This is a genomic window from Occultella kanbiaonis (genome assembly GCF_009708215.1).
Lineage (GTDB): Bacteria > Actinomycetota > Actinomycetes > Actinomycetales > Beutenbergiaceae > Occultella > Occultella kanbiaonis.
In genome coordinates this window covers 3543908-3557991 of sequence record NZ_CP046175.1, presented here as the reverse complement: position 1 = coordinate 3557991, position 14084 = coordinate 3543908, and the positions used below count along the sequence as shown (strand labels likewise).

Annotated in this window: 16 protein-coding genes and 1 tRNA gene; 11 read left to right on the top strand and 6 right to left on the bottom strand. The window is 69.5% G+C overall.

Features of this window, described 5'->3' with window-relative positions; translation table 11 throughout:
- The first annotated feature begins 44 nt into the window (after nucleotides 1–44).
- From nadD to GKS42_RS26945, 7 genes are all read left to right on the top strand, one after another.
- Nucleotides 45–698: a nicotinate-nucleotide adenylyltransferase gene (gene nadD / locus GKS42_RS16380; RefSeq protein ID WP_290368024.1), complete on the top strand. Its 654-nt coding sequence runs from the start codon at nucleotides 45–47 to the stop codon at nucleotides 696–698.
- Complete coding sequence (locus GKS42_RS16375; RefSeq protein WP_154794797.1) at nucleotides 695–2335, top strand: hypothetical protein; 1641 nt, start codon at nucleotides 695–697, stop codon at nucleotides 2333–2335. The genes nadD and GKS42_RS16375 overlap by 4 nt, the downstream gene beginning before the upstream one ends.
- 104 nt (nucleotides 2336–2439) lie before the next feature.
- Nucleotides 2440–2853, top strand: coding sequence for a ribosome silencing factor (gene rsfS / locus GKS42_RS16370; RefSeq protein WP_154794796.1), 414 nt, complete (start codon nucleotides 2440–2442; stop codon nucleotides 2851–2853).
- Nucleotides 2850–3500 (top strand): histidine phosphatase family protein, encoded by a 651-nt coding sequence (locus GKS42_RS16365; protein WP_154794795.1) that lies wholly within the window; start codon nucleotides 2850–2852, stop codon nucleotides 3498–3500. The genes rsfS and GKS42_RS16365 overlap by 4 nt, the downstream gene beginning before the upstream one ends.
- Before the next feature lie 29 nt (nucleotides 3501–3529).
- Nucleotides 3530–3602, top strand: a tRNA-Ala gene (locus tag GKS42_RS16360).
- 100 nt (nucleotides 3603–3702) lie between these two features.
- Nucleotides 3703–4662 carry a hypothetical protein gene (locus tag GKS42_RS16355; protein WP_154794794.1) on the top strand — a complete coding sequence of 320 codons (960 nt, stop codon included), beginning with the start codon at nucleotides 3703–3705 and terminating at the stop codon, nucleotides 4660–4662.
- Between the two features lie 601 nt (nucleotides 4663–5263).
- Nucleotides 5264–5476: a substrate-binding domain-containing protein gene (locus tag GKS42_RS26945; protein ID WP_168217871.1), complete on the top strand. Its 213-nt coding sequence runs from the start codon at nucleotides 5264–5266 to the stop codon at nucleotides 5474–5476.
- On the opposite strand, the gene GKS42_RS16345 is transcribed toward GKS42_RS26945, so the two are convergent.
- Both GKS42_RS16345 and GKS42_RS16340 read right to left on the bottom strand, forming a co-directional pair.
- A complete protein-coding gene (locus GKS42_RS16345) occupies nucleotides 5439–5738 on the bottom strand; it encodes a hypothetical protein (protein ID WP_154794793.1) in 300 nt (99 codons plus the stop codon). The two genes, GKS42_RS26945 and GKS42_RS16345, sit on opposite strands and share 38 nt — an antisense overlap.
- Nucleotides 5739–5742: 4 nt before the next feature.
- On the bottom strand, nucleotides 5743–6225 hold the full coding sequence (locus tag GKS42_RS16340) for a hypothetical protein (protein ID WP_154794792.1): 483 nt from the start codon (nucleotides 6223–6225) through the stop codon (nucleotides 5743–5745).
- Between the two features lie 353 nt (nucleotides 6226–6578).
- On the opposite strand from GKS42_RS16340, the gene GKS42_RS27025 reads away from it, so the two are divergent.
- Both GKS42_RS27025 and GKS42_RS26810 read left to right on the top strand, forming a co-directional pair.
- Nucleotides 6579–7580, top strand: a complete 1002-nt coding sequence (locus tag GKS42_RS27025; protein ID WP_435529627.1) for an ABC transporter permease — start codon at nucleotides 6579–6581, stop codon at nucleotides 7578–7580.
- A 731-nt stretch (nucleotides 7581–8311) separates the two neighbouring features.
- A complete protein-coding gene (locus GKS42_RS26810; RefSeq protein WP_354002661.1) occupies nucleotides 8312–8692 on the top strand; it encodes a winged helix-turn-helix transcriptional regulator in 381 nt (126 codons plus the stop codon).
- A gap of 28 nt (nucleotides 8693–8720) precedes the next feature.
- Here the strand turns inward: GKS42_RS26810 and GKS42_RS16325 are convergent, their stop codons facing one another.
- Nucleotides 8721–9368, bottom strand: a complete 648-nt coding sequence (locus GKS42_RS16325) for a TetR/AcrR family transcriptional regulator (RefSeq protein ID WP_154794790.1) — start codon at nucleotides 9366–9368, stop codon at nucleotides 8721–8723.
- Nucleotides 9369–9438: 70 nt separating this feature from the next.
- Between GKS42_RS16325 and GKS42_RS16320 the strand changes: the two genes are divergently transcribed.
- Nucleotides 9439–10311 carry an alpha/beta hydrolase gene (locus tag GKS42_RS16320; protein WP_168217870.1) on the top strand — a complete coding sequence of 291 codons (873 nt, stop codon included), beginning with the start codon at nucleotides 9439–9441 and terminating at the stop codon, nucleotides 10309–10311.
- A 15-nt stretch (nucleotides 10312–10326) separates the two neighbouring features.
- Here the strand turns inward: GKS42_RS16320 and glsA are convergent, their stop codons facing one another.
- A complete protein-coding gene (gene glsA, locus GKS42_RS16315) occupies nucleotides 10327–11364 on the bottom strand; it encodes a glutaminase A (protein WP_435529626.1) in 1038 nt (345 codons plus the stop codon).
- A gap of 305 nt (nucleotides 11365–11669) precedes the next feature.
- A complete protein-coding gene (locus GKS42_RS16310; protein WP_154794787.1) occupies nucleotides 11670–12152 on the bottom strand; it encodes a hypothetical protein in 483 nt (160 codons plus the stop codon).
- 128 nt (nucleotides 12153–12280) lie between these two features.
- On the opposite strand from GKS42_RS16310, the gene GKS42_RS16305 reads away from it, so the two are divergent.
- Nucleotides 12281–12883 (top strand): TetR family transcriptional regulator, encoded by a 603-nt coding sequence (locus GKS42_RS16305; protein ID WP_154794786.1) that lies wholly within the window; start codon nucleotides 12281–12283, stop codon nucleotides 12881–12883.
- A gap of 30 nt (nucleotides 12884–12913) precedes the next feature.
- Here the strand turns inward: GKS42_RS16305 and GKS42_RS16300 are convergent, their stop codons facing one another.
- Nucleotides 12914–14068 (bottom strand): hydroxymethylglutaryl-CoA synthase, encoded by a 1155-nt coding sequence (locus GKS42_RS16300; protein ID WP_290368061.1) that lies wholly within the window; start codon nucleotides 14066–14068, stop codon nucleotides 12914–12916.
- Nucleotides 14069–14084: the final 16 nt, after the last annotated feature.

Sequence of the window (14084 nt, the reverse complement as noted above, 5' to 3'; positions counted from 1 at the left end):
GTGGGTCTTGCCGGCTTCCGGGCCACGCCCCGGCGGAACGGATCGTGATCGCAGCAAGCCCGGTGCCCCTGCGGGTGGGCATCATGGGCGGCACGTTCGACCCCATCCACCACGGCCACCTCGTCGCGGCCAGTGAGGTCGCCGACGAGTTCGGCCTGGACGAGGTCGTCTTCGTCCCCACCGGGGCGCAGCCGTTCAAACTGGACCGCGACGTCACGGTCGCGGAACACCGCTACCTGATGGCGGTGGTGGCGACCGCCTCGAACCCTCGGTTCACCGTGTCCCGGGTGGACATCGACCGACCCGGGGTCACCTACACGATCGACACCCTGCGCGACCTGCATGCGGCCTACCCGGGCGCCGAACTCTTCTTCATCACCGGCGCCGACGCGCTCAGCCAGATCATGCAGTGGAAGGACGTCTCGGAGCTGTTGAAGCTGGCCCACTTCGTGGGTGTCACCCGGCCCGGGCACGACCTGAGCGCCGAGGAACTGCCCCCCGGTGAGTACTCGCTCCTCGAGATCCCGGCCATGGCGATCTCCTCGACGGACTGCCGGCAGCGGGTGATCGCCGGCAAGCCGGTCTGGTACCTGGTGCCGGACGGTGTGGTGCAGTACATCGGCAAGCACCGGCTCTACAGGGACGTGTCGACGATCACCGAGAGGCTGGCACCAGCCGTGGGGGAGGAGGAACTGTGAGCGAGGAGGAGGACACCTCGACCGCCGGCCTCGGCGAACGTCGACGGCGCCGGGAGGCCGAGCGCGCCCGCGCGCGTGCCGCTGGGCTCGAGCGACCGTTGAGCCGCCGCGAGTTGCGGGCCCGTGACGAGGCACTCGCCAGCGGCGCCCTGCAGCTGGGCCCGGACGGCCCGGTGCCGACCCCGATGTCCGCCACGAGCGCCCTGAGCGCGCACACGGCGCCGTCTGCGGCCACCCCCGCCAGCGGCGGACCGCGACGCCGCGCCACCGGCGCAGTCTCCTCCTCGCCCACGGACACAGCTACCGACGGCGCGGCCGGCCCCGACACCGCGACCACCGGCACAGCTACCGACGGCGCGGCCGGCCAGGACACCGCGACCACCGTCACGGAGAGTGACGCTGCGGCGGCTGCCGCCCCGGCGACCACCGGCCCGGCAAGCGAAGGCGCGGCGATCGCCGACCCGGCGAGCACGGACACCGCGACCGACGGTACGGCGCCCGCCGACCCGCCGTCCGGTGCGTCGGACACGCCTTCGGCGGACGAAGCCCAGGCGGCTCCGGTTCCGGCCGACCCCGACTCGGTGCCCTCCGGCCCGGCCCGGCCCGGCCCGGCTGGGCCGGCCGCCTCGGCGGCGCCGCTCACCTCGGACGACGCGATCGCGATCGACGCGACCAGCGAGGACTCGACGGCTGCCGCAGCCACGGCCGACGCCGACGAGGAGTCCTCCGCCGGCGTGTCAAGGGCGGGTGCGCCGTCGGCCGAGTCCGCTGCGACGACCGGTGAGTTCGGCGCCGTGTCACGGCGGTCGCTACGCGCCAAGCAAGCCAGCGCGGACGCCGAGCCGACCACCCCGGAAGCCCCCAGTGAGCGGACGAGCACCGGCCGCCGTCCTGTGGTGCGCCCGCCGGCGGCGGCCCGGGCCACCCGCGGCCTGGACGAGACCGGGGGCCTGACCCCGATCCAGCGCGCCGTGCGCGACATCAACGCTGCGCCCGACGCCGCGCCGGAGCCGCTCCGCGCCGAGATCGTGGCCGAGCGGTCGCCCGCGGCCACTCCGGGGCCGCTGCCGACCGCGGATGCCGCGTCGGTCTGGGGATCGGACGCACCGGACGAGACTGCGGTCCTGCCGGTGCAGTCAGACGAACCGGCGAAGGCCGAGGCAGACCTGCTCTACGACGGCGGACCGCTGCCCTCCACGCGACGCTCACGTCGGAACTACGAGGCCGTTGCAACGCCTGCCGACGCCGCCGTGGATCAGGACGCTGCCGGCCAGACGGCGTCGACCGAACCCGAGGACGTCGAGGACGAGGACGACGCGTTCGACATGCGGCCGAGGTGGGCGAGCGTCATCTCCGGTGAACCCGAGCCCGCAGCGGACGAGCAGCCCGAGGCTGGCGCGACCGCCGGCGCCCGCGATGAGTTCTTCGACGACGACCTCGATGAGGACGACTACGACGACGAGGACGAGGACGACGAGCGCACGCCCGCGTGGCTTCGGGCGCTCCAGATCATCGTCCTGATCCTCGTCGGCCTCGTGCTCGGACTGCTCGTCTGGCAGGTCGCTAGCGGCAACGTGTTCGGCGGTGATGGACTCGGTGCCCTGGTCACGGGAGTCGCATCTTCGTCGGGGTCCTGAGCCGGTGGCACACCTGCCGCATAGACTGGCCGAGGACGCGACCCGCCTGTAGTCGGGCGGTACACCGCCGTCTACACACCGCCTGACCGACACCGAGGAGCACCGTGCCCGCTGATGACCGCGCCATCCACCTGGCGATCGCCGCCGCCCGCGCCGCCGCCGACCTGTTGGCCCGCGAGATCATCGCGCTCGACGTCTCCGAGCGACTGGTTCTGACCGATGTCTTCGTCGTGGCTTCCGGCTCCAGCGAACGCCAGGTGAAGGCGATCGTGGACGCCGTGGAGGATGCTCTCGCGAACGAGGGCGCCAAGACCGTCCGGAAGGAGGGTGTCGCCGAAGGTCGCTGGGTGCTGCTCGACTTCGGGGACATCGTCGTGCACGTCCAGCACGACGAGGACCGGGAGTTCTACGCCCTGGAACGGCTCTGGAAGGACTGCCCCGTGGTCGAACTGCCGGCGGACGTCCACGGTCACAAGACGGACGAGGTGCAGGCAGGTCCACCCGGCGAGCAGGCATGAGCGCCGGCACCATCCTGCTCTGGCGGCACGGGCAGACGGACTACAACGCGACCGGACGGCTGCAGGGTCAGGTCGACATCGCCCTCAATGAACGCGGCCAGGCGCAGGCCGCGGCCGCGGCGCCCGTGCTCGCCCAGCTTCGGCCCGCCCGGATCGTCGCCTCCGACCTGGTGCGTGCCTTCGAGACCGCGCGTGCACTGGCCGACATCGACGGGGCCGACGTGACCACCGACGTCCGGTTGCGCGAGCGTAGCTTCGGCGACTGGGAGGGCCTGACCCACCCGGAGATCGAGGCCGGCTGGCCCGACGCGTTCGCGGCGTGGAACGCCGGCGACCACCCCGCGGGCATCAACGCCGAGACCCGACGTGAGGTCGGTCACAGGTTCGCCGCGGCCGTGCTCGCTGCGGCAGAGCCCCTCGGCGAGCACGAGATCCTCGTGATCGTCTCCCATGGAGCGGCCATCAGCGCCGGGATCACGGCCCTGATCGGCCAGGATCCCGAGGTCTGGCGGGGCATCACCGGGATCGGCAACTGCCACTGGTCGGTGCTGCGTACGAACGACGGGCAGCGGCCGAGCTGGCGGCTGTCCGCCCACAACGTCGGGGTGCGCGAAGCCGATTTCGCAGTTGCGGCTCGCATCGTCTAAACTGGCAACGCCCTTCGGGGCTCCCACACGGGGCTATGGCGCAGTTGGTAGCGCGCTTCCATGGCATGGAAGAGGTCAGGGGTTCGAATCCCCTTAGCTCCACAAGACAGAGGATGGAACACCGAGGTTCCAGGATTTTCGGCGCGAACCCGCCGTTCCGGCCTTGGGGCTGTCCGCAGGAGTGGGCAGCGGCAGGCTCGATGTGGCAGTAGGTCTGACACAACTCTGCACAGCCGACCTCGAGGTCGAGGCGCCCGACGGCGACTGGGGTGGGCAGTTCTTGCCCTCCCTCGACGAGGCCGTGCTGAGCCATGCTGATCCCCTGGCCGCGCGCTCGCGCGGCTGTGACACCGCGATCGAAGGAGTGCTCGTGACCGAGCAGCCGCCCACCCCCGCCGTCAGCGCCCACGTGCTGCTCTCGAGCGTCCCCACGGACATGGGGGAGGTACTCTCCTCGATCCAGCCCGGTATGGGCGACCCGCTCGCGGGCGCGCCGCTGCTGCCGAGCTTCGAGATGCGCGTCAACGGCGCCGACCTGACGATCGGTGCATTCGGCTCTTCGATCTCCGACCCGCGGCTGGAGGCCGACCTGGCCACCAGCCCGCTGCGTCAGACGCTCACACAGCCGGTCGCCGATCACCGTGCCTCGATCAGCCTCGGCGTGAACCCGCCTCAGGACTTCGCCGCTGCGCTGGACACGTGGGCCACGGTCGTCGCTTACCTGCTCGATCGCGACGACGCGGTGGCCGTGTGGCTGCCCTACCAACAGCACGTCACCACGGACGTGATGTTCATGGGCTGGGCGGAACGGGACATGGCGGTCAACCTCACCGGCGTCCACGCGATGTGGCTCGACGGCGACCAGACCGCCAGCGTTGCCTTCACCTCGGGACTCGCGGCGCTGGGCGGCCGCGAGTTGCAGCTGCGTGGGGAGCGCGGGCCGGCCGCCGCGCACGCCCTGCTCCAGGCCGGCACCGCAGCCGAGCTCAACCAGAGCCGGCTTCCGCAGCAGGGCGGCACCATCGTCATCGAGCGGACGCCGTACTTGCTGGTCGAGGGCACCGGCACTGTGGACGGTCGCCCGGTGCTCGACCTCGTCGCCCAGCAGCCTGGTCAGCAGCCCGCCGAGAAGCCCAAGAAGCGCCGCTGGCCGTTCGGCTGACAGTTCAAGGGCCACCCCCGGCCGCTCGGTTTCCACGCTGGAATCGAGGCTGGTACCAGGCCCAGGACGACGGCCTCGACGGCGAGCGGTGCGGCCATTGAGGGCCGCAGCTCGTCGGTGAGATGGTCGACCGGGCGTACCACTGTCTGCAGAGGTGACCGGTCGTTGGGCCGGGCGGGTGGCCGCGGCTGGAGTGTCGGCGCTCGTGTGATTTACGGCGGCGTTGTCGTCGATGTCCCGGATATACGCCCTGCCACGTGTCCGGACCCGGGCGGCGGGTAGGGCCGGGGCGCCCTCCGTCCGGTGGAGCTGACCCTCGGCCGCACAGCAGTTCGATTACGTCCGAACTGACCACACCTACGGCGCGTCGCTCGCGGTCGAACACTTCTACCAGGTCGGGCACCGGGCCGTGGCGATCGTTGCTTTCGATCGGACCCCGACCGCATCTCCCATACGAATCGGCTACCGCCAGGCCGTCGACCGACCCGGGATGAGGCAGGTACCCGACGTCGCACTGCCAAAGCCCAGCGAGGCGCCTGCGGAGCTATCCGGAGCGCTAGAGGCACTGCTCGACAGCTGTGCGTAGGCCGACATCAGCGCCGTGCTCGTACACACGGACGACCATGCGGCCCGACTGACCGAGGCGGCGCCCGACCGCGGCATGCAGATCCCGGAAGACCTCACGGTCGTGGCCTACAACGACGAATATGCCCAATTCGGCGCAGTTCCGAGTGCTCTCACTCGGTCAGCGCGGATCGTGTCCGTCGTCCGCGCAGTCACTCGGAATGGCTCACTCCTAGAAGCAGGAGGTTGATGCATGAGCCGTGCACCTGGATGTTCGATCCGCGGCGACGATATTCATTGACCTCTTCGACGAGGTAACGTACCGCCCTCGCCTCTGCAAACGTGGCCTGGCCCAAGTCGATCGTAAGTACCGCATGCGAGCCCTCGTGGGCGATGGCGGCGATCAACAACTTGGCGGCGCGCAAAGAGAGCGGGCCACACACGCACACGACTGGGCCCTCGCTACCGTCCTTGATCCACACGTAGGTGTCGAACTCTTCCTCGACGAGCATTCGATCACCACCCATGTGGAACGTGGTCCGTCCGTGCCGACCGTTTCGGCCCGCGCAGGATCGGACACTGGGCCGCTGCCTCGGCACGGCTCAGCAGATCCGGGGCACTGACTCCGTCTATCGCGACGGCGACACCAACCTGAGCGTCGAACGGTAGCGATCCCTCCCAGCGGCCCAGGCATCCGAGGTGCCAGATCACGGCATCGGCGATGTTCATGAGATGAGTGGGCGGCCCTGGACAGATCAGCGTGACCGAGTGTGGACGTGCCTCGACGCTCAGCTCGGGAAAGTACTCATTGAGGAAGGCGGCGATGTCGCTGGCAATGCGCTGCAGCGCCGTGGATTGATCACCTTCCACCTCCCCACGGAGGCGGAGGCCGATGCAGATCACTCCGCGCGAACACGCGGACCCGTCCTGAGCGCTCTCTTCATAGTGGACGGCCGGCTGGAAGGTGGCTTCAACGGGTACAACATGTGACTTGCCCACGGCACTCCCCGGACTTGTGGAGTTGCCGGGGTCAGGAGCAACGAATGGCTAACGGGCCCGTGGGAGCACTGCAACGTCGCAACTTCTCCAAGGGTGTGAGCACCGTACACCGCGACGTCGGCCAGTGCCTAGACCTGCTCCGCTTCAGCGCGGCGCCCTGCGGGCCTCGATCGGAAGGCCGCAGCATGCGGACGATCACGAAAACCGACCATCACTGTGCAGCTCGCGCTCATGCAGCACGGCCCGTTCGCGATGAAGCGCCTGGACATCACCAGGGATCTCGACCAGATCGACGTAGGCGCCGGCGGCGTGCCCGGCGGTGGGGCGCCGGTGCACCCGGCGCCGGCACTGCGGTGGCGCTCACCGTCGACGACATCGACGAGGTCGCCGACATCGACGGCGTGCTGCGGGTACAGCCCGCGCTCAACGTGAGCGTCGACTTCATTCAGCACGGCGACGGTACCCGCTACCAGCTCGCGCTGTCACAGATCATGCCCGGGGTGAGCGTGGAACTAGCGGCAGGTGACCAGGTCGACCTGCAGGGCGACCAGCCGCAGATCGTGCTCCCCAATACCTATCTGGAGCCGCTCGGACTAGGGCCCGCACAGGACGCGATCGGCCAGAATGTGGTGCTGGCCGTCACCGACGCCAGCGGCACACAGACCACCACCGAGGTCACCGTGGTCGGAATCGCCGAACCAGGCCTGATCTCGATGGCCGGCGCCATCCCCAACGAGGCCCTCACCACCGCCCTGTTCGACCTGCAGATGACCGGCGCGGCGCAAGGGCAGGCCGAGACCTACGCCTCCGCCTCGGTGTGGTTCGAACCGGACGCCGGCGACGAAGCCACCGACGCCTTCAGGGAGCGGCTGGCCGACGCTGGCTACACCGCGACCACGCTGGAAGACCAGCTCGGCACGTTCACCTCGGTCATCGACACCATCGTGCTGGTCCTGAACGGGTTCGCGATCATCGCCCTGCTGGCCGCCTCCATCGGCATCATCAACACCCCTCTACATGGCCGTCCAGGAACGCACCCGCGAGATCGGCCTCATGAAGGCCATGGGGGTGTCCAGCGCGAAGGTGTTATCGCTGTTCACCATCGAAGCCGTCGTCATCGGCCTGCTCGGCAGCGCCATCGGCGTACTGGCTGCTTTCGGCGTCGGCGAGGCAGTCTCAGCTGCCCTGCCTCCTCGATCCTGTCCGACCTGCCGGGCCTGACCTTGATCCTGTTTGAACCCGCCACCGTGGCCACGGTCATCCTGAGCGTCATGGCAGTCGCGTTCCTGGCCGGGACCATGCCCGCGCTGCGAACTGCCAGGCAGGACCCGATTGAACCTCTGCGCTTCGAGTGAGCCCACCAGGCCCCCTCCCGCGGGAGAGGGAGGGCTCCGGCAGGCGCCGCAAGAGGGAGGGCAGCGTCGGTGCAACGCGCTCGTTCGAGGTTGAGGTGCTCGCGATCTGCGGGTGCTCGCGTGCCGCGGTCAAGATATCGCAGGGGTCGGGTGTGGCTCGCCAGTACGCCGATCGAGCGGCGTCGCCAGTGCCATGAGCAGGTTGGAACCCGCCGCCAGCACGCCGTCGACCCTGTCGCTCTTGCCGTCATCGCGCCCACGTCGTGGTGTGCGTGCCTCGTCGACCCGGCAGCCGGCATCTTGATGACATCACATATTGTTGTCCGCAGGAGCCAGTTTCCTATGCAGCGATCACCATCGAATCGACGTCGCCTTCGGCGCACCGCCCGATCCAATACGGCGCCAGGCGCGGGCAGCGCGGTTCGTGGGGAGGGTTGGTTGGCCGCGAAAGGTGGCGTCGGAGGTAGCGGCGATGCGTAGCTGTGGTCGCGGCGTGGGTATCGACCCAGACGACAAGCGGTCAAACTCAGTCAGGGTGGCAGACTGACTGGACACGCCGGCGTCCTCCTCACTGAGCGGAATGGACGTCGTTGGCGGCGTCAGCCCGCGTGAGGTGTCACGGATCAGGCGGCCTGCTATGAGCCACCCACCAGCGGGGGACGGCAATCCTCGGCGGTGGAAAGGCTTCTGACCAAGCAATCGTTGCCGGGCCATGGTCGGCGCGAGCACCCATGCGCCCGCTGGACAGATGCCCAGGCATGACACCCCCAATAGGTCAGATTAGGCAGATGCAACGAGCGCGAAGCGACGGCACCAACCCCTGTCGGAAACCCCCAGCCCAGCCGCCACGAAGCTTCTGCCTCGTCGAACAGCGACGGCGTTTCACCGAGCTCCGCGCCGCGCTGAGAACGGTGACGCCGAAGGTGCTGACCCAGACGCTGCGTGACATGGCGCGTGACGGCCTGATCCTGCGCCACGACTTCGCCGAGAACCCGCCGCACGTCGAGTACGAGCTCACGGACCTGGGTCGCAGCCTCATCGTCGTGATCGACGCGGCCCGCGCCTGGGGCGACGAACGCCTCAACGAACTGATCGCAGCCCGGAACCGCTGACCGTCTGCGGTGGACGGTTCGCGTTCCGTCAGGGACCGCGTACGCGGTCCAGCACGCGCTGGTCCCCGCCCAGGGCCTCAAGTCGCTCGACGATGGCGCGTTCCGCGCGCCGGTACGGTTCGCTGCGGTCGTGCAGGGTCGACTCGGCGTTGGCATGGGACAGCAGCGCCTCGAGTTCGAAACCGAGCTGGGTGGCATCGTCCAGTCGGGGAAGCGCCCCGTCCGCGATAGCCCGTGAAATCTGGTGTTCCAGGTACGAGCGCCACAGATCCATCGCCTCGGTGATCGCGTCGCGCACGGCCCCGGGGTGCGCGGCGAACTCGGCCGACGCGGCGAGGAAGAAGCAACCGCCGCGGAACGTACGGCCGGACGAGTAATCGATCCAGGTCCGCACGAGTGCGCACAGCCGGTCGAAGCCGGCCGCCTCGGTGCGTGCGGGTTGGACGACGACGTCGATGAAGATGCGCTTGGCCTCGCTGACGACCGCGAGCTGCAGATTTTCCTTCGAGCCGAACAAGGCAGCGACACCGCTCTTGCTCGAGGAGGTCTCTGTTGCGAGTCGCGCGATCGAGACACCGGTCAGCCCGTCCGTGCTCGCGAGCTGCGTCGCCACGGAGAGCACGGCTTTGCGTGATCGATCCCCTCGGGCGCGACGCCCGTCGATGACTGTTGGCATATCCGGAGAATATCAGTACAGTCGTCCATATATCTATTCGAACGATCGTCCGTACTGTTTGGAGATCCCGATGTCTGGTTCAGGTCTTCCCACGTGGCAACCGGTGCGCGCCCTCGACCGGCTGTCGCCACGGTTCGCGGCGACAGTGACCTACCCGTTCTTCATCCGGGTGGGTGCCCGCCGCCGGGTCCGCGAGTATGAACGCGCCACCCATGAGGAGGCGCGACGGACCGTCGTCGATGTGGGCCGCCGGAGGGTGGTCACCTACGAGTGGGGCCAGGGGGAGCGGACGGTCCTCCTCGTGCACGGTTGGCGAGGGCGCGCCTCACAGTTCGCTGCACTCGTCAGGGACCTGCGCTACGAGGGATTCCGGGTCGTCTCCTTCGACGCCCCCGGGTGCGGGGACTCGCCGGGTCGGCGCACCAACATCGGCGACTACCACGCGATCGTCACGGCCCTCGCCGAGCGCGAGGCCGCCCCGTTCCACGCGGTCGTGGGCCACTCGGTCGGCTCGCTTGCGGCGCTCACCGCAGCCGCCGAGAGCGACGTCACCGGACACCTCGTCGCCATCGCGGCGATCACTCGGTTTCGGTACCTCAATGAGGTATTCGCCAGGAACCTGGGCCTCGGTGAGCGCGCTCGGGCCCTGCACGAGGAGTGGTACGCGCACCGCCTGCGGCGCGCGGCACCCGACGTCTACACCCGCTTCGACGCCACCGTTCTCGCGCTGTCTCCCGACGTGCGGCTCACCTACATCCACGATCGCGCGGACGGCTGGGCTGACATCGGCGAGGTCAGGCAGCTCGAGGCCCAGCGTGGCGGTCAGGTCCGGGTGATCGAGACAGAAGGGTTCGGCCACAGCCGCATCCTCAGTGCCGACCGCACCCTCGACACCGTGCTGGCCGCTGTCGCGAACGAGAGCCTCAGCGAACTGCGCGGGTGAGCCGGCCCCTGCGGCTCACCCGGAGCTCGCGTCACCGGCCGGCAGCGGTCGGGAGGCGAACAGGTTCAGCCCAAGAGCACTGGAGAGGTAGTGGGCCGCCCGCTGGCCGCGCACCGAGTTGCCGGCGGGATCCAGTGGCGGGGAGAAGGAGCCGAGAGCGCCCTTGCCCGGTGAGATCGTGACGAGCCCACCGGACACCCCGCTCTTTCCGGGCATGCCGATCTCGTACAGCCAGTCGCCCGAGCGCTCGTACAGGCCGGACGCGGCCAGGGCCGCAAGGGTGTCACGGCACACCGACGGCTCGACCACCCGCTGCCCCGTTCGAGGGTTGACGCCGCCATGGGCCAGGGTCGCCCCCATGACGGCCAGATCCTCGGCGGTCACGTTCACCGAGCACTGCCGGGTGTACAGGTCGACGGTCTCGTGAGGGTCAGCGGTCAGAGTGCCGTACGAGCGCAACAAGCCGGCGATCGACCTGTTCCGGCCGTTGGTTGCGGTCTCGGAGCGGTAGACGTCCGCATCGACGTGGAGGTCCCGGCCAGCGAACGCGGACAGGCCGTCGAGGATGAACGCCCACCGCTCGTCACCGGTGCCACCGGGGACGAGGCCGGTCGTCGCGATCGCGCCCGCATTCACCATGGCGTTCATAGGTCGGCCGGCGTTGAGCTCGATCGCCATCACCGAGTCGAACGGCAGGCCGGTGTTGTTGACGCCCACCGCCTGTCGCACCGTCTCGTGGCCGAGTTCGGAATCGACGAGCGCGAACAGGAACGCCTTGGAGATCGACTGGATGGAGAACTCGACCGCAGCGTCGCCCACGGAGTGGACGGCTCCATCCACCCCGCCCAGGCTCAGTCCGAAGAGGTCGGGGTCGGCGGCGGCGAGTGCCGGGATGTAGTCGGCGACGGCGCCCCGCCGGTCCTGCCGGTATCGCTCGTGTGCCGCCGTCAGGAGGCCTTGGACGTCCGCCGGCGCGGGCAGTGAGCCCGTGGAGACCGCGGCATCCTGTACGCCCACCGGGGCGGCGTCCTCGTCGTTGTGCAGCGTCTCCACCAGGCGGCTCCCGCTGGACAGAAGGGACAGGATGACGATCGTAGCGTCGGAGCACGGCCTTGAGGTCGCGGGGTCGCAGAGCTCAGCGAAACTCCCGCGGGTCCTCGCCCTTGCGCCTGCACCGGGCGTCGTCGTGAGGCTCTCGAGGCGGCGCTGACTCGCCATGATCACAGTGCGCGCACGTCGCCGGCGAGCGCGAGGCGCCGCGACCCGACGTGGCGCCGGTCGTGACCGGATCTCGGCCGAGCTGGATGCGTCAGTCCGCCACCGGGATGCGGCGGCCCTCGACGGGGACTGCGCGGCACTCACCTCGAGGTTGAGGATGCCGAGCGGCGCCGGGTCCAGAGCATCACGACGGCCACCAGTCCAGGCAAGCAGGGCAGCACCAGGAGCCAGCCCATCAGTGGTGCAAGGCCGACCTCGCCGGAGGTGTCCAGTGTGGTCAGGCCAACCGTGGCGACTCCGACGGCGGCGACGAGCAGCGTCGCCGCGGGCCAGACGGTCCAGCGCTTGCCGCTGCGTGCGGCCCAGATCGTGGCGACCCAGCCGACCACACCGAGGCCGGTGACCCCGAGCAGGATCGTCACGTAGGCGGCCACGCCGGCCTGCACGTCCTGGTCGTCGAACGCTGGGTACGTGGCCCGGAGGTGGTCGGCGAGCACGTGCGTCGTCGAGCCGTCGAGCAGCGCGTACACACCGACCGCGGCCGTGAGCAACAGTCCGATCCATAGGGCAGGCAGGGCGGCCCGCTGGCCGGGACGTGCGAGAGATGTGGTCGCTGCGGTCATGGCGTTCTCCATTCGACTCGGTGGGCATTGAGACAGTAACTATCTGAACGAAGCCACTGTGACATCCGTGTCGGAGAGAGTCAATCGCAATTAGCCAGTAACTGTCACAAGACTGCTAGCATCGGTGGATGCCGGGACTCCGAGAGCAGTGGCGCCGCGCTGCCATGCACACCATCACCGAGCGCGCGCTCGACCTCTTCGACGCGCACGGGTTCGATGCCGTCACCATCGAGCAGATCGCTGCGGCCGCTGAGGTCTCGCCCTCGTCGGTATATCGGTACTTCGGCACCAAGGAGGGTCTCCTCGTCGCCGACGACTTCGACGGACTGAGTGACGAGGAACTCGCGGTGCTGATCGACCCGGCCGACCCGGTCGGGAGTCTGCTCGGCTCGGTGGTGACCTACGAGCTGGCGTCGGAGGGGCGCGCTGCGCCGGCAGAGGGAGGAGCCGAGCCGACCTCCAGGCGACGGGTCCGCTACTTCTTCAGCGAACCGTCTGTGCGGATGGCCGCTCTCGCAACGCTCGACCGGGCAGCGAAACGGGCGGCACCGTTCCTGGCCCCGGAGCGGGGCCTGACCCCGACGCAGGCGCTCGTGGTCGCGAACGCGCTCGCGTTCGGGTACTTCGCCGCCCTCGAACGCTGGTTCACCGACGGCGGTACGCACCCGATCGCCGAGTATGTCGAGGAGGGCATGCGGCCCCTGCGTGCGATCTGGTCGACCGAAGACTGACCGCGACGCTGCGATCCACGCAGGAGCTGCTCAGACGGTGGGTTCGTAGATCCGCTGGTCGTCGCGGACGCCGCCGAACCGGAACGGTGCGGGGGTCTGCCGGGCGGTCTCATAGTTCGAGGGGTCCCGGCGGCGGGCGGCGTGCTGCAGCGCCAGATAGGTGGCGTCGTCCACGGGCACCCGGTCGGCGAGCCGCCGTTCGTTATCGGCGGCGCGCAACGCCGTCCGGTAGTTCGCCGGGACCGTGCCGGTGAGGAACTCCGCCACGGCGCCGGAGCCGTAGCTCGCGATCGCGATCCGCTTGCCGGCGAGGTCCTCGGCACCGTCCAGCAGCGCGAGCAGGGCCAGGTAGACCGACGCCGTGTAACTGTTCCCGATCCGCCGGTTGTAGCCGGTCGTCGGCTCGATCCGGGCGGCGACGGCGGCCGGGTCGGAGCCGGACCCGGCGCGGTCGGCCAGGTGGCGGTGGGCCTTCACTGCCATCTTCGTGAAGGGCTGGTGATAGCAGAACCAGTCGATGGCGTCGAACGGTGCGCCGCCGCGGCTCAGGTAGTCGTCGAACGCCCCGGCGACGGCGTCCAGGTACGCCGTGATCGAGGTCTTGCCGTCCACGATCGCGGTCGTCGAGTGGTTCGGCCGCCAGAAGTCCATGACGTCCTCGGTGTAGACCCCGTTCGCGGGCTCGAGCCTGAGCAGCGCCGGGTTGGCCGTGACGGTGAAGGCCACCGCACCGGCGCCCTGCGTCGGCTCCGCGGCCGTGTCCAGCTCGTAGCGCGCGATGTCGCTCGCGATCACGAGCACCTTCTCGCTGGGGTCCCGCGCGACGAGTGCCGCCGCGAACTGCATCGCCGCCGTCGCCGAGTAGCAGGCCTGCTTCAGTTCCACCACGCGCACGTTCGGGCCGAGGCCGAGCAGCCTGTGCACGTAGACGCCCGCCGACTTCGACTGGTCGATGCCGGTCTCGGTCGCGAACATCAGGGTGCGCACTCCCTCGGCGCCGCCGCGGGCGAGGATCTGCTGCGCCGCCGCGGCGCCCAGCGTGACGACGTCCTCGTCCTCGGCCACGACGCTCATCTCGGACTGCCCGAGCCCGCGGTAGTACTTGGCCGGATCGGCGCCGAGCCGCTCGGCGAGGACCGCGAGGTCGATACGGAAGGAGCCTGTGGCGAAGGCGAGGTCATCGATGCCGATTGCGGGGGAA